The organism is Bacillus sp. OV166, from assembly GCF_900177675.1.
Taxonomy (GTDB): Bacteria; Bacillota; Bacilli; order Bacillales; family Cytobacillaceae; genus Neobacillus.
On sequence record NZ_FXWM01000001.1, the window covers coordinates 4,523,830 to 4,544,369 of the forward strand.

General features: G+C 37.7%; 23 protein-coding genes and 1 riboswitch. Of the genes, 11 read left to right on the forward strand and 12 right to left on the reverse strand.

Annotated features, from left to right (window positions below):
• Positions 1-99 precede the first annotated feature (99 nt).
• The 5 genes from CCK98_RS22090 to CCK98_RS22110 form a co-directional block, all read right to left on the reverse strand.
• On the reverse strand, positions 100-666 hold the full coding sequence (locus CCK98_RS22090) for a TetR/AcrR family transcriptional regulator (protein ID WP_088088540.1): 567 nt from the start codon (positions 664-666) through the stop codon (positions 100-102).
• A gap of 113 nt (positions 667-779) precedes the next feature.
• Entirely contained in the window at positions 780-2,411 is a 1,632-nt protein-coding gene (locus tag CCK98_RS22095) for a long-chain fatty acid--CoA ligase (RefSeq protein ID WP_088088541.1), read from the reverse strand.
• Positions 2,412-2,475: 64 nt separating this feature from the next.
• Positions 2,476-3,228 (reverse strand): SDR family NAD(P)-dependent oxidoreductase, encoded by a 753-nt coding sequence (locus CCK98_RS22100; RefSeq protein ID WP_088088542.1) that lies wholly within the window; start codon positions 3,226-3,228, stop codon positions 2,476-2,478.
• A gap of 29 nt (positions 3,229-3,257) precedes the next feature.
• A complete protein-coding gene (locus CCK98_RS22105; RefSeq protein WP_088088543.1) occupies positions 3,258-4,466 on the reverse strand; it encodes an acyl-CoA dehydrogenase family protein in 1,209 nt (402 codons plus the stop codon).
• 231 nt (positions 4,467-4,697) lie between these two features.
• Positions 4,698-4,895 (reverse strand): hypothetical protein, encoded by a 198-nt coding sequence (locus CCK98_RS22110; RefSeq protein ID WP_066256390.1) that lies wholly within the window; start codon positions 4,893-4,895, stop codon positions 4,698-4,700.
• A 185-nt stretch (positions 4,896-5,080) separates the two neighbouring features.
• On the opposite strand from CCK98_RS22110, the gene CCK98_RS22115 reads away from it, so the two are divergent.
• Entirely contained in the window at positions 5,081-5,962 is an 882-nt protein-coding gene (locus CCK98_RS22115) for a VanW family protein (RefSeq protein ID WP_088088544.1), read from the forward strand.
• A 27-nt stretch (positions 5,963-5,989) separates the two neighbouring features.
• On the opposite strand, the gene CCK98_RS22120 is transcribed toward CCK98_RS22115, so the two are convergent.
• A complete protein-coding gene (locus tag CCK98_RS22120; protein WP_088088545.1) occupies positions 5,990-6,262 on the reverse strand; it encodes a hypothetical protein in 273 nt (90 codons plus the stop codon).
• A gap of 269 nt (positions 6,263-6,531) precedes the next feature.
• Here CCK98_RS22120 and CCK98_RS22125 point away from each other — a divergent pair, with 269 nt between their 5' ends.
• Positions 6,532-7,245, forward strand: coding sequence for a class I SAM-dependent methyltransferase (locus CCK98_RS22125; protein WP_088088546.1), 714 nt, complete (start codon positions 6,532-6,534; stop codon positions 7,243-7,245).
• 132 nt (positions 7,246-7,377) lie between these two features.
• The gene (locus tag CCK98_RS22130; RefSeq protein ID WP_088090507.1) at positions 7,378-7,629 is read left to right on the forward strand and encodes a sigma-G-dependent sporulation-specific acid-soluble spore protein CsgA; all 252 of its coding nucleotides are present in this window, start codon (positions 7,378-7,380) and stop codon (positions 7,627-7,629) included.
• A gap of 289 nt (positions 7,630-7,918) precedes the next feature.
• Here CCK98_RS22130 and CCK98_RS22135 read toward each other — a convergent pair whose 3' ends face one another.
• Positions 7,919-8,788, reverse strand: coding sequence for a YitT family protein (locus CCK98_RS22135; RefSeq protein WP_088090508.1), 870 nt, complete (start codon positions 8,786-8,788; stop codon positions 7,919-7,921).
• A gap of 832 nt (positions 8,789-9,620) precedes the next feature.
• On the opposite strand from CCK98_RS22135, the gene CCK98_RS22140 reads away from it, so the two are divergent.
• The 4 genes from CCK98_RS22140 to CCK98_RS22155 all read left to right on the forward strand — a co-directional run bounded on the left by CCK98_RS22140 (position 9,621) and on the right by CCK98_RS22155 (position 12,362).
• Positions 9,621-10,874, forward strand: coding sequence for an erythromycin esterase family protein (locus tag CCK98_RS22140; protein WP_088088547.1), 1,254 nt, complete (start codon positions 9,621-9,623; stop codon positions 10,872-10,874).
• A 130-nt stretch (positions 10,875-11,004) separates the two neighbouring features.
• Entirely contained in the window at positions 11,005-11,208 is a 204-nt protein-coding gene (locus tag CCK98_RS22145; protein WP_088088548.1) for a DUF1657 domain-containing protein, read from the forward strand.
• A gap of 66 nt (positions 11,209-11,274) precedes the next feature.
• Positions 11,275-11,481: a DUF1657 domain-containing protein gene (locus CCK98_RS22150; protein WP_088088549.1), complete on the forward strand. Its 207-nt coding sequence runs from the start codon at positions 11,275-11,277 to the stop codon at positions 11,479-11,481.
• Positions 11,482-11,501: 20 nt separating this feature from the next.
• On the forward strand, positions 11,502-12,362 hold the full coding sequence (locus CCK98_RS22155; RefSeq protein ID WP_088088550.1) for a DUF421 domain-containing protein: 861 nt from the start codon (positions 11,502-11,504) through the stop codon (positions 12,360-12,362).
• A gap of 51 nt (positions 12,363-12,413) precedes the next feature.
• Here CCK98_RS22155 and CCK98_RS22160 read toward each other — a convergent pair whose 3' ends face one another.
• The gene (locus CCK98_RS22160) at positions 12,414-13,406 is read right to left on the reverse strand and encodes a multidrug resistance efflux transporter family protein (protein ID WP_088090509.1); all 993 of its coding nucleotides are present in this window, start codon (positions 13,404-13,406) and stop codon (positions 12,414-12,416) included.
• Positions 13,407-13,643: 237 nt separating this feature from the next.
• On the opposite strand from CCK98_RS22160, the gene CCK98_RS22165 reads away from it, so the two are divergent.
• Positions 13,644-14,258: a PH domain-containing protein gene (locus CCK98_RS22165; RefSeq protein ID WP_088090510.1), complete on the forward strand. Its 615-nt coding sequence runs from the start codon at positions 13,644-13,646 to the stop codon at positions 14,256-14,258.
• Positions 14,259-14,301: 43 nt separating this feature from the next.
• Here CCK98_RS22165 and CCK98_RS22170 read toward each other — a convergent pair whose 3' ends face one another.
• Positions 14,302-14,934: a nitroreductase family protein gene (locus CCK98_RS22170; protein WP_088088551.1), complete on the reverse strand. Its 633-nt coding sequence runs from the start codon at positions 14,932-14,934 to the stop codon at positions 14,302-14,304.
• Positions 14,935-15,068: 134 nt separating this feature from the next.
• Here CCK98_RS22170 and CCK98_RS22175 point away from each other — a divergent pair, with 134 nt between their 5' ends.
• Positions 15,069-15,428, forward strand: coding sequence for a helix-turn-helix domain-containing protein (locus tag CCK98_RS22175; protein WP_256942443.1), 360 nt, complete (start codon positions 15,069-15,071; stop codon positions 15,426-15,428).
• Between the two features lie 65 nt (positions 15,429-15,493).
• Here the strand turns inward: CCK98_RS22175 and CCK98_RS22180 are convergent, their stop codons facing one another.
• A complete protein-coding gene (locus CCK98_RS22180) occupies positions 15,494-16,306 on the reverse strand; it encodes a YitT family protein (protein WP_088088552.1) in 813 nt (270 codons plus the stop codon).
• 227 nt (positions 16,307-16,533) lie between these two features.
• Positions 16,534-16,724, forward strand: a riboswitch (Lysine riboswitch).
• A gap of 104 nt (positions 16,725-16,828) precedes the next feature.
• On the opposite strand from CCK98_RS22180, the gene CCK98_RS22185 reads away from it, so the two are divergent.
• Positions 16,829-18,310 (forward strand): amino acid permease, encoded by a 1,482-nt coding sequence (locus CCK98_RS22185; RefSeq protein ID WP_088088553.1) that lies wholly within the window; start codon positions 16,829-16,831, stop codon positions 18,308-18,310.
• 92 nt (positions 18,311-18,402) lie between these two features.
• On the opposite strand, the gene CCK98_RS22190 is transcribed toward CCK98_RS22185, so the two are convergent.
• Positions 18,403-18,627: a helix-turn-helix transcriptional regulator gene (locus tag CCK98_RS22190; RefSeq protein WP_088088554.1), complete on the reverse strand. Its 225-nt coding sequence runs from the start codon at positions 18,625-18,627 to the stop codon at positions 18,403-18,405.
• Between the two features lie 124 nt (positions 18,628-18,751).
• Between CCK98_RS22190 and CCK98_RS35580 the strand changes: the two genes are divergently transcribed.
• Positions 18,752-18,925 (forward strand): hypothetical protein, encoded by a 174-nt coding sequence (locus CCK98_RS35580; RefSeq protein ID WP_179195897.1) that lies wholly within the window; start codon positions 18,752-18,754, stop codon positions 18,923-18,925.
• Positions 18,926-18,982: 57 nt separating this feature from the next.
• Here CCK98_RS35580 and asnS read toward each other — a convergent pair whose 3' ends face one another.
• A complete protein-coding gene (gene asnS, locus CCK98_RS22195; protein ID WP_088088555.1) occupies positions 18,983-20,374 on the reverse strand; it encodes an asparagine--tRNA ligase in 1,392 nt (463 codons plus the stop codon).
• Positions 20,375-20,540: the final 166 nt, after the last annotated feature.

Sequence of the window (20,540 nt, forward strand, 5' to 3'; positions counted from 1 at the left end):
CCTTTCAATTCTGAAAATTCAAACAATACTGACCAGTTGGTATTCACTTTGAAAAAAGAGAGGGTAATTTCCATAAAAACCCTCTTCCCAATTCTTTCTTCAATTGACTTGGATTCCCTTTAAAATCATTTCGACAAAAATCTCTGCAACTTCCCGGTCAGAGACCCTTCCGTTGGGGTTAAACCATTGGTAGCTCCAATTGGTTATGCCAAGAATCCCCATTGTAATAATCTGCACATCTAACTCGGGCCGGAACTCACCTTTTTCTACTCCTGTCCGAATCAGGACTTCTATATTGAGACGGAATTGATCTCTTTTTTGAACAATTAATTCAATATGCTCTGAACTTAAATTATTTATTTCTCTAAAGAAAATTTTTGCAGCCGCTCCTTGACTGGAAATACTTGTAATAAGCATATTAACAATCTCAAATAATTTTTCCTTACAAGACTTCGAAGCATCTTTTAATATCTGCTCCTGGTAAAAAAGTAATCCATCTATATATCCGAGGTGGATATCCATCAGCAATTCTTCCTTACTCGAAAAGTAATAGTAGAATGTACCCTTTGTCACACCAAGAGAATCCACAACGTCTTGAATTGACGTCTCGGTGAATCCTTTTTTTTCAAAAAGCCGGATGCTTTGTGCTGTAATTTTTTCCTTCACATTATGTCCTCGCATTCTGTAAAAATGTCTATTGAGAATTATATCATAATCTATAAGACCCCTATAAGCACAAACGAGGATTTCTACTATCTATACTATTTTCGGAAACATTTTCAACTGTCTATAAGCTTTTCTTTATTTTTCACTTCGTCCCTTAAGGCACGACGGAGAATTTTTCCAACATTTGTTTTTGGAAGTTGATCGCGGAATTCGACATTGTGCGGTACTTTATAGGCTGCCAAGTTTTGTTTACAATATTGGATTATTTCTTCTTCTGTTACGGTTTTGCCAGCCTTTTGTACTATGACGGCTTTCACATCTTCTCCTCGGTACGGATCGAGAACTCCAATACAGACCGCCTCTTGTACAGCTGGATGTTCGTAAAGGACTTCTTCAATATCACGAGGATAGACATTGAATCCACTGGCAATGATTAAATCTTTTTTGCGATCCACGATGTATAGATATCCATCTTCGTCCACCTTCGCAATATCACCCGTGTATAACCAGCCATCACGGAGGGTGTTCGCTGTTTCTTCCGGCATATTCCAATATCCCTTCATAATCTGAGGTCCTTTAATAATAACCTCGCCTAGCTCACCAACAGGCACTTCTTCGGTCCCAGTTGCTAAATCCACTATTTTGTATTCAGTGGATGGGACGCCAATCCCAACGCTGCCAGGTTTGCGTACTGAAAATGGCGGGTTGCAATGGGTGGTCGGTGAGGCTTCTGATAACCCATAACCTTCTAAGATTTTAGAACTTGTCTTCATTTCAAAGTTGCGGAGCAGTTCAAGTGGCATTGGCGCGCTTCCGCTGTTACACGTTTTAATACTGTTAATCCCGTATTCTTCGGCACGAGGATGGCTTGTAATCGCTACATACATGGTTGGGACACCTGGAAAAACAGTAGGCTGTTCATTTTTGATCGTGTTTAATACTTCCTCTAATTCAAACCGAGGAAGCATGATCGATTCAGAAGCTGTAAAAATCGAAAAGTTCATACAAGAACTCATCCCGAAAACATGGAAGAGTGGAATGACCGTTAGAAAACGCTCGTTTCCGATTTCCATTTCTTCTTTAAAGAACTCGTAACACTGAATCACGTTTGCAAGAACATTTCGGTGCGTCAGCATCGCACCTTTCGATCTTCCTGTTGTGCCACCAGTATATTGTAGGACGGCTACATCATGCAGAGGGTCCATTTCAATCGGGAGGACGCTTCCGTTACTTTCCGATAAGAAGCTTTCAAAGCTTAAGTCCGGGGCAAATTCATGTCCTGAAGGCTGGATGCTGACAACAATGATATTCTTTAGGTTGGTAAGTTCTTGAACACTTTTCAGCCTTGGATAGAAGGCATCGAGGACTACAATGGTTTCCGCTCCGGAGTCCTTCAGTATATACTCAAGCTCTCGTTCGACTGACATTGGATTCACTTGGGTAACAATCGCCCCAGTCGTAAGAATTCCGTAGTAGGAAATAACATATTGCGGACAGTTCGGGAGCATAATCGCAACTCGGTCGCCTTTTTGAACCTGATTTTGCTGCAAAGCAGATGTAAAGTTATGAACTAGCGAGTTTAATTGCTGATAAGAAAATTTCCTTCCATAAAAGGATAGAGCATTATTATCAGGATATTTTTCCGTGGTCTCCTGAAGAATTTGTCCTAAAGGCTTATTTGGAATCGTCACATTTGTTTCGATACTTTCAGGATAATGGGCTAACCAGGCTTTCTTACCACTCATCGATTTTCCTCCCAAAATGCGTTATAAACTCACTAATGATTTTTTACCATTTACTATAGAGCATCTAAAATGCTAAGCCGCCTCCGTCAACAGACAGGGTTGTACCTGTAATAAAAGACGCTTCATCTGAAGCTAAAAATAACACCGCATTTGCAACCTCATCTGGAGTCCCAATTCTTCTTAGTGCATTTGCTCGTGAAATAATTGGCCATTTTCGCTCATCCTGTTTCCAATGATCAATAATTGGCGTGTCAATTACACCTGGTGCAATCGCATTGACCCTGATATTGTATTTCCCATATTCAAGGGATGCATTTTGTGTCAACATGACAACCCCAGCTTTAGATGCATTGTATGCAGACACATATTTCTGTCCTTTTAAGCCGAGCAAACTAGATGTGTTAATAATTGCTCCGCCTCCCGCTTTAATAAATTCAGGTACTGCGTATTTTATTCCAAGGAAAACACCCTTTAAATTAATGTCAATTACCCAATCCCATTCCTCTTCAGATAAATCAACACTACGTACTTCGGAATTACCGACACCAGCATTGTTGAACAAGATATGTAAAGCGCCAAATGTGCTGGTGGTGGTGTTAATTAATGCCTTTATTTGTTTAGAATCGGTTACATCTGTTTTGACAAATATTGCTTCACCGCCCTCTTCTTTTATTAAACGAACTGTTTCTTCCCCAATTGCGGAATCGATATCTGCTACGGCAACCCTTGCTCCTTCTTTTGCAAAGCGGAGCGCGGTGGAGCGGCCAATACCGCCCCCTCCGCCCGTAATTATTGCTGTTTTCCCTAGTAATCTCACAGTTCTCAGCCCTTCTTCAAGTTTAAATTCTATTGATATTTTCTCAATTCTAGCTTGGCAACCTGTGCACGATGGACTTCATCAGGTCCATCTGCTAATCTTAATGTTCTTGCGTTTGCCCATTGGGCAGCAAGTGTAAAATCGTTTGAAACTCCTGCAGCACCCATTGCTTGAATGGCGCGGTCAAGCACACGTAATGCCATTGATGGTGCGACTACTTTAATCATAGCAATCTCTGCTTTTGCTTCTTTATTGCCAATCGTATCCATCATAAATGCAGCTTTTAAGGTAAGCAGTCTTGCCTGTTCAATTTCGATCCTAGAATCTGCAATCCATTCACCAATTACCCCTTGCTGTGCTAATAGTTTTCCAAAAGCAGTCCGTTCCTGAACGCGCTTACATAATTCCTCAAGCGCTCGCTCAGCTGCGCCAATTAATCTCATACAATGATGTATTCTTCCAGGCCCTAATCTCCCTTGCGCAATTGCGAACCCTTTCCCTTCTCCCCAAAGGATATTTTCGACCGGTACGCGCACATTTTCATAGGTAATTTCTCCGTGTCCATGCGGGGCATGATCATAGCCGAATACAGGGAGCATCCGTTCAATTTTCACACCTGGGGAATCAAGTGGGACGAGAATCATCGACTGTTGTTCATGACGGTTGGCAGACGGATCTGTTTTCCCCATAACAATCGCAATCTTGCAACGAGGATCACCTGCACCTGATGACCACCACTTCCGACCATTTATGACGTACTTATCACCATCTCTTTCGATCCTTGCTTCGATATTGGTAGCATCCGATGAAGCAACCGCAGGTTCAGTCATCGAAAAACACGAACGAATTTCACCTGCTAACAACGGTCTTAACCATTGTTCTTTATGCTTATCTGTCCCATAGCGTACGATAACTTCCATGTTTCCCGTGTCAGGCGCACTACAGTTAAATACCTCTGGACCTATAAGAGACCTTCCCATAATTTCACATAAAGGAGCATATTCCTGATTAGTTAATTCGGCACCCAATTCACTTTCTGGTAAAAATAAGTTCCAGAGCCCTTCCGCCTTTGCTTTTTCCTTCAGTTCCTCCATAATCGGCGGCACCGCACTCCAACGGCTTTCTTGTTCATTTAGTTGCTGCTCGTAAATACGCTCATTGGGATAAACATTTGCTTCCATAAAGGCCGTTAATTTTTCCTGCAACTCTTTCACTCTTTGAGAATATGAAAAATCCAATATTTCCACCCCTTCCCCATACTAACCAGTTGGTATGTTGTACTTTTAATTATACCTGTAAATATTAAATATTCAAATTAATTTCTAAATATTCTATAACATTTAGTATTGTGGGGAGTCTAATAGAACAAATTTTAAAAAATTATCTGATCCAGTTATGAAAAAGAGTGGGTCAAGAAAAGTCAAACCAATACCGTCATCCTGCATCAGACATTTCCTGACCTTGGTTTATTAAAACCTTTTAGTAAATGATCTTTTCTGTTTATTCATTACTTCATGCGATTTTTCGATAATATCTGTTAGTACATCTCCTTTATAAATTCTACCCAGCTTCAATCCTTGCTGATAATACTCAACAATTTCGTCCAACAGCAAGGAAGTTTCCTTCGTAATTCTTACGTTTAATTGAATTCTTTCGTTTTCAGCCAAGATAAACACTCCTATTTATCCGCTAACAATCTGCTAGCACTTTTCTATTCTATTGTTATCATCTATAAATATACTATATTTCTACATTCTTTTCAGTAAAAATAAAAAATTTGGATAACTGTTTATTTGTTGTTACATGATTTTGCATAGTTCGACTAATATTATTATAAGGGGGGTTGCTGGTTATGTTTAAGACTTTGATATTGGGAATTTTTCTTATGGTCCAACAGGGAAATTCACCCGATAGGTTAGCTATTACTAAGGATGGTCAAACCGTGGCCACTATGAATCGAGAAGATTTTGCTCTAACTCAAACTGGTTTGCCATTATTAAATTCTCAAAAATTCAATCAGTTTTTAGACCAACTGGATAAACAATTTTCTGTTGCACCTGAAAACGCCAGCCTAGATCAGTTTGGGGTTATTATACCCGAACGACCAGGTTCTCGAATCCATCGACAGGCCTTTACTGAACAATTCTTTGCCTATTTTTTTGGTTCTAGAAAGAAAAATTTGGAATTACCTATTCTTACTGTTTATCCAAAGGTGGATAGTGAATTACTTGGTGAAATTCGCAGCTTGCGAATTGGGCGCTATGTCACTTCTTTTAATTCTCGCAACAAAAAAAGGTCTAACAATATTCAGTTAGCAACATTGGCCATAAATAATCATGTTGTTTTTCCTGGTGAAAAATTTTCTTTTAATAAAGTGGTAGGTAAACGAACAGCTGCCAAAGGTTACCAGCGGGCTCCTGTTATTGTGAAGGGAGAGTTCTCAGAAGACATTGGCGGAGGTATTTGCCAGGTCTCCTCCACTCTCTATAATGCGATTGACAATGCTGGTATCAAGATTCTGGAGCGTTTTTCTCATACCAGAAAAGTTCCCTATATTCCTCCTGGACGAGACGCAACAGTAAGTTGGTATGGTCCCGATTTTGAATTTAAAAATAACTATAACCAACCAATATTAATCAGAGCACGGACACTAGGAAATTTGTTAATCATAACAGTTTATTCTTCCGAGAATATTAGCTACTCACCAAGGAAAATTCCTAATCCCCCATATTAAAAAAAGTCCGCAATATGCGGACTTTTTTTACCGTTTTTTATCTTTATTTAATGCACTCATCAAAAGTTCTTCCGAAAATTCTGTTATCGCATGATTATCCATTAAATTAAGATTTGTTTTTGGTGTAAAGTTTTTTACCATATTTTGAAAAGGAAGTGCAAGGTCCTTACGTTTTCCCTTTGTCACTCCAAAAACAGCAGCACTTATACCAATGCCTAATAGAGATGCCCACATAGCTCCTCTACTTTTTCGTTTTCTTCCAAACATATTGAAAAACGGCTGAACTTTTATATTTTTCATCCATAGCACTCCTTCATGTTGAAATGGAAAGGAATCTCCCCCTTCCATTTTATTATTTTGCGCGTAATCGCTTAAAATATTAGAAGGAAACTGAACATAATTTGTTATTTGCTGGTAAGTTTTTGAGTGATAAATGTTTTAATGGTCAATTATTTGTTTACATAATATTTCTATTGTTACTTGTTTTTTCGGATCACTATTTTAGAAAGAACCACTCTCCAATAGTTATCATAAAATGCTAAAAGATCATTGAGGTGGTGTCTTTATTTATGGGAGGTTTAACCTATATTGACTTCTTGGCCAAATTTGGCGTGGGTGGGGCCCATCCAGGGGGTATTCCATTAACAAAAAACATACTGTCTGGTGAAAACATTACAAACAAATCCCGCATTTTAGATGCAGGCTGCGGCACTGGACAAACAGCGGCATATTTATATCAGCAATATAAGGCAATGGTAGTAGGACTTGAAATCAATCCAATCATGATAGATAAGGCAAGAAGGCGCTTTCAATCATTAAATTTACCCATTCAATTAATCCCAGGGTCTGTTGAGAAACTTCCCTTTAAAGACAATAGCTTTGACTTTATTTTATCTGAATCCGTTTTAGCTTTTGTTAATAAACCGACTGCACTAAGAGAATTTTATCGAGTCTTAAAAAAAGGTGGACGTTTTATTGCAAACGAAATGACGATAAACACAAAGCTAAGTCAGGATGAAGAAGCTGAAATCATGAAATTTTATGCTTTAGATTCATTATTAATGGAGGATGATTGGAGAAAGTTATTAGAGAAAACAGGATTCCAAGATATTGTTCTAAAAATCGAAAACACCGCTATCAGTCTTGGGAATAATACAGCAGAGTTCAATTTCTCCAAAAATTTTGAACCTGAACTTTTCCAAATATTAAATGAGCATGGAAATATTGTCTTAAAATACCAGGATATTTTAAGCTATCGAATCATCACTTGTTCGAAATCTTAATTGTTTATTACAAGCCTCTCTCTTAAGTGTGTTTATCAGAGGCTTTTTTACTGGCCTCCTATTTCCTAACTTTCGCATGTATATTAAAGAAATCTCGTTGAAAAATATGTGGTGAAAGGATAGGTGAAAACCTTGGATAAAACTTTGGGCTACTTAAGAGAAACTTTGTCAAATTACACAGATGACCATTCCGAAGGCAGGCATATTTACCGCAAACTATCGGAAGGTCATTATGCCTCCGAAGGATCCTTTGTTCGAGATTTGAACCAAAAAGAAATTGCATTTTTAAATAGAATGCTGCCGAAAGAAATTAACTATGCAAAAGAAGAGCAAGATGAAAAAAGGGCTCACGAGCTAAATGAAGTGTTTGAGCTTTTATTCTGAGAAATTTACTTTATAAAAAAAATGGCAGGAAAGGTAAAGCTCCTGCCATTTTTTTTGGAAATAATTCATTTTTTGCAAAATTATTTCCGAGGTAAGCGCAAGGTACGACAAAAGTACCATTCGTCAACTCAGGAATTTCAGCATTAACCGACATGAAAATACAAGAAACACACCAAACTAATCGTGATTTTCCCCCATATTAGCCCCATAACGACAAATTGCCAATTTACGTCCAATTTCTACTATAAAGACAAAGTTCCGCAAAAAAGAAGCCGAGGTTTCCCCGCTTCTAATGGATGTCTTTTTTCTTAAATCTGCCTCCACGTACCTCAGCGATATCCGCAACAGCTAGAAAGGCACTGTCATCATTTTCAGTAACAATCTCCTTCAATTTTGCTTCTTCAAGACGATTGATAACGCAAAAGATGACTTTTTTATCATCACCTGAATATGCGCCCTCACCATTGATATATGTGACACCTCGACCTAGACGATTCATGATAGCATCCCCAATTTGCTTAGCATTGTCACTAATGATCCAAACAGATTTAGATTCATCAAGGCCAGTAATGGTAATATCAATCGTTTTGTAAGCAACAAAATAGGCAATAAGCGAATACATTGCACGGTCCCACGTAAACACAAAACCGGCACACCCGAGGATAAAAAGATTAAAGAACATAATAATTTCTCCGACGGAAAAAGGAAGCTTATTATTAAAAAGAATCGCTAAAATTTCGGTACCGTCCAATGACCCACCGTAGCGAATCACTATGCCTACCCCTATACCTAGCACAATTCCTCCAAAAACTGTTGCAAGGAGAATATCCTGTGTGAACGCTGGGACTGGATGGAGTAATGAAGTCCCAATAGAAAGGATGATAATTCCATAAAGGGTTGATAATGCGAAGGTTTTCCCTATTTGTTTATACCCAATAAAGAAAAAAGGTATATTAAGAATAAAGAGGAATATCCCTAATTTCCAACCTGTAACATACGAAAGCATAATGGAAATCCCAGTGATTCCACCATCAATTACATTGTTGGGGACGAGGAATATTTCTAAGCCCACAGCCATCAGGGTGGCACCTAGAGTGATTAATAAAATGCGTTGCAGGATCTTTCTCTTTGTTAATCTCCGATGTTGAATTTTCGCCATAATCGCTTCCTGCTGTTGAATTAAATTTAATTCTTGTGTTCCCGACATTATCTTGCCCCTTTCAAAAATAATTTCCTACCTTTATTATAACGAATGATCAGTACTATTTATAATAAAATGCTTTTTTATTTCTATACTCCCAGAATGAAAAAGAAGCTACTTCAACTAGTGAAGTAACTCCTTAATTTTATTAACACCTTAGGGGACCCAACCATGACATCAGCTGATAGATAATTAAATGAAGTTCCCTTTTAGCGATCTTATCAATCTAAATGGAAACCTTTACCTATCCCCGATGAGTGTTTGTTCCGTTGAAGGAATTAATTCACATGGAATTAATGGAATTCAAATTCCTAAAAGAAACAAATTCTCGGTTTGACACAGACTGAGACTCATTATTCCAACATTTGGGTTTCTAGGCTTCTTGGCAATTCATTCTTTTTGGAAAAGATTCAATATTATTTCATATCGATAAATCTTTAACTTTTTCCTTTGATAAGGTTGCTATGGAATACATAGATACCTATTATGAAAGGATTTAGTTTTAGGATTTAGCCTTTCCATAGGAGTGTGACAATCGCTCCACCTTCCAAATGCTTGTAATGGAATAACCTTATACCTTACTACTCGTTCACGAACGGAACGAACACGTATGGTTGAGCCTCCTAAGTTGTTAACTTTTTTCTATCCTTTACAACTAAATTATAACACGGAATTTTTTGAATTTACGGACTACTTGTGTCAAAAATGTGAATTATTGGGTATTTAGGTTAATGAAATACAGGGGATATTATAGGAAATTGAATCCTAAAGGAAAGGAATGCTCTAACCTATGATTAAAGCTATTAATACTTATGCACAACCTTTTGAAACAATTGATGATCTTGACCCATTAATAGCCGCTATTGGTGATAAAAGTTTCGTCCTACTGGGTGAATCTTCTCACGGCACTTCAGAGTTTTATACACTTCGAGCAGAGTTAACAAAAAGACTAATCAAGGAAAAAGGGTTTTCTTTTATTGCCGTTGAAGGCGATTGGCCTTCCTGCCAAAGCATCAATCGATACATTAAAGGATTTAACCAATCATCACAAGACATTAGAGAGGTGCTCGAGGATTTTAATAGATGGCCAACCTGGATGTGGGCAAACCAAGAAATCATTGGGCTCATTGAATGGTTAAAAGACTATAATCACCATAATAACAGAGCCCAAAAAGTCGGTTTTTATGGTTTGGATGTGTATAGTCTTTGGGAAAGTATGGATGAAATTGTTCATTATTTAGAAAGGACCAATTCTCCCAGCCTTAAGGAGGCCAAAAATGCATTTTCTTGCTTTGAGCCCTTTAATCGCAATCATGAATCCTATGCTGTTTCAGCCGGATACCTCTCTGAGAATTGTACGAAGGAAGCACTTGAACTTCTCGCATCCATCCGGAAAAACAAATGGAAATTCGATGACGATCAGGAAAGCAGCTTGAATATGGAGGTAAATGCCATTGTTACTGCAAATGCAGAGGAATATTATCGGACAATGGTCACTAGTGATTCTAAGTCATGGAATGTTCGAGACAGGCATATGGTCGAAGCACTCAACTCAGTACGAAGATTTCATGGTGATGACGCAAAGGTAATCATATGGGAGCATAATACACATGTAGGTGATGCCCGGGCAACTGATATGAAGGATGAAGGAATGGTGAATGTAGGACAATTAATTAGAGAAGAAAACGGTGCCAAAAATGTTTTTATTGTCGGGTTTGGTACATATAGCGGGACGGTAATTGCCTCCACCGAATGGGGAGTTGACTTTCAAAAAACGGAGGTACCTCCCGCCCAACTCGGAAGCTGGGAATCACTTATGCATAAGACAGGGGCTGTAAATAAATATTTGATATTTACTGATCAGAACCGTCATGAATTTACAACAACGATTGGGCATAGAGCAATTGGTGTGGTTTACCGGCCGGAATACGAACAATATGGTAATTACGTCCCATCGAAAATGGGGCTGCGATATGATGGATTTATTTTTATTGATAAATCAAATGCGTTGCACCCGCTAGTTCTAGAAAATATTCTTGTCTAATGTGATTTTCCAGATAAAGTTTCAGGGAAATTAAGAATTAAGTAAAAAAAACATTAAATACATATCCACCCGAATAATCCACATACTATTTTTGTAATTTCATTTTATATCACGAAAGAAGGATTATGTAATGACAGTAGGAACTCAGGTAAAACAAGCATTAGCTGGACTAAAAAGTGCACAGGCAAGTTTTGAAGGATTCGCATTAGCAACTGATAACCAAAATGCAAAGCAGCTTTATCAACAAGCAGCCCAACAAACCCAGTCGGTTCTTGATAGTTTAGAACCACGTCTTCAAGAAATTTTGAATGAAGAACCACAATACAATCAATAAAAGCAGTTTTAGGTTGGCGATTCTGCCAACCCCTTTTTGATTTTCTTATGAAAGGAAGTTAAATTTGTGACAATCGCTTCTAATGTCAAGCAATGTCTCTCTACTATTAAGGGAATCGAAGCACAATTGTCTTCCTTCGCCTTAAATTCACTCGATAAAGACGCTCAAGCTATTTTTCATGAAGCTACACTAACGATTGAAGAGGTAAAGAAGGATCTACAATACCGTGTTTTGGAACTTGAACGACATGAACCCCAATATATGGGTTCATAAAATTTTGAGGTGAGAAACTAATGCCAGATTGGATTTTTATCATAACTCGTTCATTAATTTTTTTGGGACTTTTATTTATTACAACAAAAATACTTGGAAAGAAACAAATCTCTGAGCTCTCTTTCTTTGAATATGTTGCAGGAATTACCATTGGAAGTATTGCCGGTGAAGTAGTTACTGGACTAGAAGCAAATGTATGGCATGGAATGTTAGCAGTCCTCATTTTCTTCTTGGTAACTTTCCTCGTTGACTTTGTCTCTCTAAAGAGTAAAGGTTTTCGTGATTTTGCTGAAGGTAAAGGAACCGTCGTCATTAAAGATGGGAAGGTCCTAGAAAATAATCTAAAAAAAGAAAAATATTCGATAGACGAACTTTCTGCGTTACTTCGACAAAAGGATATTTTTAGGATTGCAGACGTAGAATTTGCTGTGTTGGAACCTCGTGGAAATTTAAGCACACTTTTAAAAACAGAAAATCGTCCTTTGACACCTAAAGATTTACAAATGAAAATGGCGAAAGAAAAAGAACCACAAACAGTCATTATGGACGGGAATATCATTGATGAATCATTAAGATGTTCCGGAAAAGGCAGAGGCTGGCTTTATACAGAGTTAGAAAAACTAGATGTGACTCTTGATAATGTCTTCATAGGGCAAGTCGATTCCTATGGAGAGCTAACGGTCGATCTATATGATGATAAAATTGAAGTGCCAGCACCCGCTCAACGTCCATTACTCCTGGCTACACTAAAAAAAGTTCAGGCTGATTTAGAGATCTTTTCTCTTGAGACAGATTGTGATAAATCAAAAGCAATGTACAAGAGAAATTCAGTAAGGGTACAAGAAACAATTGACAAGCTTAGTCCTTATTTAAACGGTTAAAAAAGGTCAGGAACTACGAAAAAAATCCTTATCAATTTAAATTGATAAGGATCAAACATTTCTAGGCACAGTTTTTTCAGGACTTTCACTACGATGATTTTTTGGATTACTTTTATGCGAAAAAAAGCTGTGCAGGATCATTCCGACCATAACCAATACCATACCTAACCAGGATAATTCAGTTGGGAAAACAGTATTCAAAATTAACAATTCTCCTATTACTGCAAATAAGACCTCTATTGATTGCGTGGCCTCTACGGCAGCAAGCTTTTGCATATTTCCTCTAACAAGATCCGTTGCTTTAAAAAATAGAATGGTTGCAATCACTCCTGAGGTTACCGCAACAAGGCCTGATTGGACTATTTGTCCTTTGCTTGGTGGACCAACAGTATATAAACCATAAACAGATAAAACAACCCACAATGGCAGACTCGCTAATGTCATCCCTAATACCCTTTGAAAGACATCAAGACGCCCCCCGCAAATATCCATCATTTTTCTGTTTCCAAGCGGATAGGCAAATGAAGCGATTAGCACCGGAAGGACGCCTAAGGCTATTGCAGAATTCGATATGTGATTTGCCTGTTCCAATTGCATCAGAATAATTCCTAGGAGGATGATCAATGACATCCCTAAACCTTTAAATGGAATTCTCCCCTTTTTCTGGATTGGTCCATTATCAGTCATAACCATTTCGTAAAAAAGTGGGGCCAGCAAGGAACCTGAGATAATTGTGACCTGCCATGTGGCTGCAATGAGCCAGCCTGGGGCATAGGCAGCCGAAAAACAAATCGGACCATAAAATAAGCCGAAGCCCACCGTGCTCCATATAAACCAGCCGCCAGGTCGATTTTTCATTTCCACAAGTAATGGTCTAAGATTTTTTCTTCCCATCACAATTGTGAAAAGAAATGGAACCATAAAGAAATACCTTAATGATGCACTCCAAATCCAACTACCCCCAGCCTGATCCATCGATCGGTTGAGGATAAATGTAAATGCAAAAAAGAAAGCCGCAAGGATGCCTAAAATTATGGGCCGCATGGTTCCTCTATCCTTTCTGTATCTATTTTTAATATGTACATAGTGTATTTTCCATGAAAAGAGGGAAACCATCAAGTAGTTTCCCTCTTTTCATTACTTGTTGTTAATTTGTTTTTAGTAATCAGGTGCATACTACCATTTTTTAAAGCATAAAGTTTTTGGGATAAGGATGAAACTTTATTGTCCCCCATTCGTAAAAATGGATGGAATGATTTTAAAAAAGTGAGGTTGATACCAATGTTTGGAAAAGTAGCCGCGGATATTTTGGGATTAAGTGATGTTGGTTCTGTCATTAAGCCGGAAAATTACGATAAGGTGGACGCAGATGATTATGTCATGCATGAAGACAATGAGAAAATTTATTTTCTCATCAAATCAAAGTCTGATGAATACTGTTTTACAAACAACGCCCTTATCCATTTAGATGGGACAAGTGCAACCAGCAAAAAGCGAATGCTCCACCGCTATAGTTATGCAACAAATAGAATCTCAGAGGTAAAACTCGAAACGGCCGGAACCGTTGACCTTGATGTAGAAATAAAATTTAAAATCGGCTCAGTTCCTTTCTCCATCGACGTTCATAAGAAACATATTGAAGAAGTTAAGGATTTATATAAAGCCTTAATCAAAATTTCAGAAATCTCACATGAAAATGAAATTTCGCTTCAGTTTGCTAAACAAAGCCTTGATGTCGCCTCCACTACTCTCGGTCGTGTGACAAGTGCAGACAGCAACTTGGTTGTTCAATTCAAAATGCTTAATCAAGCAGCCTTTCAGTGGTTAGAAGATAGCAAAAAACAATATATAGTAAAAGATTTCGGCTATGTGTTTGAAAAGTATATTAATAACTAAAAAATTAAGTAGGCGCATGAAAAATTATCATGCGCCTACTTTTTTATCTATAATCTATTAATACATCCTCCAATGGTAAACGTGTTGTATTGAAAGCAGGTGCTGCCGCCTTCCCTAGTGAAATCAACACAATTGGGAAAAGTCGATCGGAGACATTGAACATTTTCACGAATTTATCTTTATCAAAGCCACCCATTGGAACGGTGTCATACCCTCTGCCTTTTGCAATTAACATCAACTGCATCGATACTAAACCAGCATCAAATGAGGCAATATTTTTCAAGACATCTTCTGGAGCAAGTGGGTATGTTTTATTTGTACCCTCTATTAATCGATTCATATTAGCTTCGTCCATCAAACCAGCCTCGTATGCACTTCGATAGACTTTTTCCACACTTTTAAACATTTCCTTATCGCCTAATACTGCAATAACTGCAGACGCTGTTTCTACTTGCTCTTGATTGTTGGCGATTGCTCTTAGTTCCTTTTTCGCCTCCGGATCTTGAATAACAATAAAACGCCATGGTTGAAGATTACTAGAGGATGGTGCTAGTGTCGCTTCTTTTAGCATATCTTTAATTTCTTCTTGAGAAATATTGTATGTTGAATCATATTTTCTGACAGAGTGACGTTCTTTTATCACTTCAGATAAACTTTTTATTAATGTGGTTTGCATGAGAGATTTCCCCCTGTGAATTTTTAACTTACTAAAAGTAAGTTCTTAGTCATCTTACTATTAGTAAGTACCTATCGTCAAGTAATTCAAATATGGTATTATACAGTTAGAATAGTAAAAAAGAGGGATTTTATATGAGTGAACCTAACCACCAAGATTGTATGTCTCATTCTGCAGAGGAAATTAAACATATATGTATTAACTTTCATAAGGCTATCGAATTTATTGGCAAACGTTGGATGGGTTCTGTTATTTATACGCTTATGGAAGGACCGAAGCGGTACCATGAAATAATATCATCTATTCCAGGAATTTCTGATCGTCTCTTAACCGAACGCTTACGTGATTTAGAAAATGAGGGATTGATTGTCAAAAACGTCATTACTACCTCTCCAAAAAAAGTGGAATATGAATTGACTCCAACTGGTAAAGAACTTGATGAGGTTATTCATGTGCTAATGAAATGGGTAAAAAAACGCGGGAAATCCCTATGATGCTGGGTAACTATCTCACAAAAAAAAGGCTTGCTCTATTGTATAGATGCAAACCTTTTTTGTTTTTATGGACTTGGCCGATGAAACAGCCCCATGACTTCAATTGTTTCGGTTATATTGACAAATGCTGATGGATCAACTTCTGTAATTAAGTTTTTAACTTCATTAAGTTCGTATCTGGAAATTACCGTTATCATCACGTTCCGTTGGTGATTTGAGTAGCCGCCAACCCCATCCATAATTGTCAAGCCACGATACAAATTTGTCAGTAAATGAGCTCTCATTTCTTCGCCCTTATCTGTAATGATCATTAAAGTTAATTTAGCATGATCTGTATAAATTGCATCCACCACTTTACCTGTAACAAAAATGGAAACCAAGGTATAAAGAGCAGAATCCCAATCAAATAAAAATCCACTGATCAAGATGACGACTGCATTCATGCCTGAAAGTAAAACACCAATCGGAAAATCTCTTTTTCTCGCCACAATCATGCCAATAATATCAAATCCCCCGGTCGATCCAGAACAGCGAAAAACTATTCCGACACCTAACCCGGTTAAAGCACCGCCGAAAATTGAGGAGAGAATTCTATCATCGGCAATGGCATGAACGGGAATTAAATAAAGGCCAATTGATATAATTATTACAGCAAAGATGGAATTCACGATAAATCTTTTCCCTAACATTTTATAACCAATAATCAATAACGGAAAATTCAGCAGGAAATTTGCCACCCCTGTATTAACAGGCGAGATCATCCCTAAAATCATAGAAATTCCGCTCAATCCACTGCTTAACACTTCATGAGGGATTAAGAAAAGGTTAAAGGCAACCACAACAATGAGAGATCCCGAAATCATTCCAACAATCTGCATGGTAAAAATCCTCCTATGAAAAACAGGCAATTAATTCTATTTAAAAATAATACCGATTCTCTCTTATAAAGTAAATTAAATAATTTATTAAAAAGAAACTCAATTATCTGTTTATTCTAATTGATTGAATAAAGACTTCTCATTTTTGGAATAATATATTATTGACAATTCTATAATAATATTTATACTTTAGTAATATATTATTATATGATAAATCCTCATCAAACCGATGAGGTAGAGGTCGCGGTTTTTATCAGTAAAGCGGACGAGATGAGAGAGACATCCTTGACTCCGTTTGAAAGGAAAAGCTGCCGAAGTGTGCTTTCATCTCTGAAAAAGCATGCTGGGGCTGTCTCCAAATAGGAACAGAACTGTCACGCTTAAACCTACCAGCTAAGCGTGTTGAGCTATCTTTCGGAAGGTATGATGCGGGGTATTTACAATGCCATCGATACTTCTTCGATGGCATTTTTTTATTCCAAACTCCTTCTCGAAAAAATTAGAAAAAGAGGAGTCAAGACAATGCAAACAGCAAGAGTATTAAAAGAGAGTGAATATACTAGTGACTTAACACTACAACAGGATCCAACCGAATTAAAACGAAGTTTAAAATCCCGTCACCTCACAATGATTTCCCTTGGCGGGACGATTGGCACTGGACTTTTTCTAGCTAGCGGTGGCGCTATCCATAGTGCGGGACCCGGCGGGGCAATCCTTTCCTACCTTGTTATTGGTATTATGGTTTACTTTTTGATGCAGGGCTTAGCAGAAATGGGTGCCTATATGCCAGTTGCCGGAAGCTTTAGTACGTATGCAACCAAATTTGTCGATCCTTCCCTTGGTTTTGCCCTAGGCTGGAACTATTGGTATAACTGGGCAATTACGATTGCTGCCGAATTAGCTGCTGTAACAATGATTATGAAATTCTGGTTTCCACATACTCCTTCATTCATTTGGAGCGGCATCTTTTTAGTAATTATGTTTCTATTAAACTATCTTTCTGTTAAAGGATTCGGAGAAGCAGAATATTGGTTTTCCTTAATTAAAGTTGTTACAGTTATTATTTTTATCGTTACTGGTACTTTAATGATCTTCGGCATCATGGGTAATGAAGCAATCGGCTTCAAAAACTTCACTGTTGGTGATGCTCCATTCCACGGCGGCTTTATGTCCATGATGGGAATCTTTATGGCTGCAGGCTTCTCCTTCCAAGGAACAGAGCTTTTAGGTGTTGCTGCTGGTGAAACGGAGGATCCAAAGAAAGCTATTCCTCGTGCAGTGAAACAAGTTTTCTGGCGTATTTTATTATTCTATGTATTGGCTATACTAGTAATCGGACTGCTTATTCCATATACAAACGGGAATTTAGCAAATGGGGATATAACCGTTAGTCCATTTACGCTGGTTTTTCAAAAGGCTGGCATCGCTTTCGCCGCTTCAATCATGAATGCTGTTATTCTTACAGCTGTATTATCGGCAGGAAATTCAGGAATGTATGCATCCACTCGGATGCTTTGGGATTTGGCCCGTCAAGGCAAAGCACCGAAATTCCTTGGTAAATTAAACAAAAAAGGTGTTCCAGTCAATGCCTTAATTGCAACAACCTTAGTGGGAACACTCGCATTTCTTGCTTCCTTCTTTGGGGATGGAACGGTTTATGTATGGTTGTTAAACGCTTCTGGAATGTCCGGCTTTATCGCATGGCTCGGTATTGCAGTATGTCATTATCGATTCCGTAAAGCATTTGTCGCCCAAGGTAAGGACCTTAGCTTGTTACCATATAAATCAAAATTCTTCCCTTTTGGTCCGCTCTTCGCGTTTGCCGTTTGCGGGTTTGTTGTCTTAGGACAAAATTATTCCGCATTCACGGGTGACCAAATCGATTGGAATGGTGTTTTTGTTTCATATATCGGACTGCCATTATTCCTTATTGTATGGCTAGGATATAAATTTACAAAGAAAACTAAGTTTATACCTTTAGAAAAGTGTGATTTAAGAAATTAGTTTGTTTAGAAAATAGCACGCGAAAATTTTCGCGTGCTATTTTCTTAAACCAATAAAAAAACAGACTCAATTGAAGAGCCTGTTTTTAAGTATTACGCTTTCTTTTCCTCAGATGACCAAATGTATAAGTCTTCAATAGAGCAATTTAATTCTCTTGAAATTGTCATCGCAGTATTTAAGTTCATCACTTTTTTGGACAAGTAGTCGTTGAGCTGAGTTTGAGGAATACTTGTATTCCGTTCCAAACTTTCCAGGTCCATGCCGTTTTTTGATAATAAATCTTTGAGGTTACTTTTTTTTGCTTTATAATTTGTCAAAATGACACCTCACTTTTTTAAAAGCATAACACATTAAGTTCATAATTGAAAGGAAGAAGGGTTTCCCCCTTTCCATCTTGGCTTATGTTATACTTAATTAGGAATAGGTAAAGGAGTGTGAAACATGAAAAACTCAAACAATCTGTACAAAAACGGACAGTCAGTTAACATTAAAGAAACTGGCGAGGTCGTCACAATTTTAAAATCACAATATGTTAAAAACATGAAAAGATATTCTTATATCGTTAAGGAACATCCAGAAACATTCTTTTTTGAAGAGGAATTAAAGGTTCTTTAATAAATAAAAAGGAGAAGGCCGATTCTGTGAATCAGCTTTCTCCTTTTTAAATTTGTTTTAAAACTCGGCATTTCCTGTTGTTCTCGGGAATGGAATGACATCTCTAATATTAGTCATTCCAGTTAAGTACATAATTAACCGCTCAAAACCAATACCATAACCAGAATGTTTCGTACCACCATATTTTCTTAATTCAAGGTACCACCAATAATCTTCTTCATTCATACCAAGATCATTAATTTTACCAGCCAAAATTTCTTCGCGTTCTTCACGCTGGCTGCCGCCAATCAATTCACCAATTCCTGGCACAAGTAAATCAGTTGCCGCTACTGTTTTGTTGTCTTCATTTAATCTCATATAGAAAGCTTTAATTTCTTTTGGATAGTCTGTTACAAATACTGGGCGTTTGAATACTGTTTCACTTAAATAACGTTCATGCTCGGTTTGCAGGTCAAGCCCCCACTCTACCGGATAGGCAAAAGTTTCTTCGGACTCCCTTAATATATCAATGGCTTCGGTATATGTCACACGGCCAAAGTCTGCTGTGTAAGCATTATTTAGACGATCCAATAAACCCTTTTCGATAAAGCTGTTAAAGAAATTCATTTCTTCAGGGGCTTGTTCAAGTACATAGCCTATCACAGATTTTACCATTTCTTCAGCCAAGTCCATGATATCTGGAAGCTCAGCAAAGGCAAGTTCCGGTTCTACCATCCAAAATTCCGCTGCATGTCGTGCAGTGTTAGAGTTCTCTGCTCTAAAAGTTGGGCCGAAGGTATAGACATTCCGGAAAGCCAAGGCAAACGCCTCAGCCGAAAGCTGTCCGCTAACAGTCAAATTAGTTTCCTTGTTAAAGAAATCCTTGGTTAAATCTGTTTTGCCTTCTTCATTTTTTGGAGGATTGTCCATATCTAGTGTTGTCACTCGGAACATTTCTCCTGCACCTTCTGTATCACTGCCGGTAATAATTGGTGAGTGAACATAGACAAAACCTTTATCTTGGAAGAATTTATGCAATGCATAGGAAGCAAGTGATCTCACACGAAAAACAGCTGAAAACGTATTGGTTCTTGGTCTTAAATGGGAAATAGTTCTTAAATATTCAAACGAATGCTTTTTCTTTTGTAAGGGATAATCTACATTTGACGAACCTTCAATCACGATATTAGTTGCTTTAATTTCAAAGGGCTGCTTCGCTTGAGGAGTATAAATAAAGTCTCCTTCAATCCTAATGGATGAACTAATTGGTAACTTTGCAATATCCTTAAAGTTCTCTAATTGCTCATCAAATACAATCTGTACCCCTTTAAAAAAGCTGCCATCATTTAATTCAATGAACCCAAAAGTTTTGGAGTCGCGAATCGTACGAATCCATCCAGATAACTGGACTTTTTGTTCAATGTAACTTTCCGTATTTCTGTACAAATCCTTGATTAAGGCCTGTTTCATTGGTTTTCCTCCTAAATCTTATGTAAAAAAGTAAAAAACCTTCCATCCCTTTTGGGACGAAAGGTAAAATTCCACCGTACTATCATCGTATTTCTTTTATCCCTTCAATATTATATAAAATACCATATCAAATAAGCAATTTTCAACAAAATTTCCGGTATGAAAG

Excerpts from the sequence above, each read along its gene's own strand:
- CCK98_RS22095 (WP_088088541.1), bottom strand. The coding sequence starts at position 2,411 with ATGAGTGGTAAGAAAGCCTGGTTAGCCCATTATCCTGAAAGTATCGAA.
- CCK98_RS22115 (WP_088088544.1), top strand. The coding sequence starts at position 5,081 with ATGTTTAAGACTTTGATATTGGGAATTTTTCTTATGGTCCAACAGGGA.
- CCK98_RS22120 (WP_088088545.1), bottom strand. The coding sequence starts at position 6,262 with ATGAAAAATATAAAAGTTCAGCCGTTTTTCAATATGTTTGGAAGAAAA.
- CCK98_RS22125 (WP_088088546.1), top strand. The coding sequence starts at position 6,532 with ATGGGAGGTTTAACCTATATTGACTTCTTGGCCAAATTTGGCGTGGGT.
- CCK98_RS22135 (WP_088090508.1), bottom strand. The coding sequence starts at position 8,788 with ATGGCGAAAATTCAACATCGGAGATTAACAAAGAGAAAGATCCTGCAA.
- CCK98_RS22140 (WP_088088547.1), top strand. The coding sequence starts at position 9,621 with ATGATTAAAGCTATTAATACTTATGCACAACCTTTTGAAACAATTGAT.
- CCK98_RS22145 (WP_088088548.1), top strand. The coding sequence starts at position 11,005 with ATGACAGTAGGAACTCAGGTAAAACAAGCATTAGCTGGACTAAAAAGT.
- CCK98_RS22155 (WP_088088550.1), top strand. The coding sequence starts at position 11,502 with ATGCCAGATTGGATTTTTATCATAACTCGTTCATTAATTTTTTTGGGA.
- CCK98_RS22160 (WP_088090509.1), bottom strand. The coding sequence starts at position 13,406 with ATGCGGCCCATAATTTTAGGCATCCTTGCGGCTTTCTTTTTTGCATTT.
- CCK98_RS22165 (WP_088090510.1), top strand. The coding sequence starts at position 13,644 with ATGTTTGGAAAAGTAGCCGCGGATATTTTGGGATTAAGTGATGTTGGT.
- CCK98_RS22170 (WP_088088551.1), bottom strand. The coding sequence starts at position 14,934 with ATGCAAACCACATTAATAAAAAGTTTATCTGAAGTGATAAAAGAACGT.
- CCK98_RS22175 (WP_256942443.1), top strand. The coding sequence starts at position 15,069 with ATGAGTGAACCTAACCACCAAGATTGTATGTCTCATTCTGCAGAGGAA.
- CCK98_RS22180 (WP_088088552.1), bottom strand. The coding sequence starts at position 16,306 with ATGCAGATTGTTGGAATGATTTCGGGATCTCTCATTGTTGTGGTTGCC.
- CCK98_RS22185 (WP_088088553.1), top strand. The coding sequence starts at position 16,829 with ATGCAAACAGCAAGAGTATTAAAAGAGAGTGAATATACTAGTGACTTA.
- CCK98_RS35580 (WP_179195897.1), top strand. The coding sequence starts at position 18,752 with ATGAAAAACTCAAACAATCTGTACAAAAACGGACAGTCAGTTAACATT.
- asnS (WP_088088555.1), bottom strand. The coding sequence starts at position 20,374 with ATGAAACAGGCCTTAATCAAGGATTTGTACAGAAATACGGAAAGTTAC.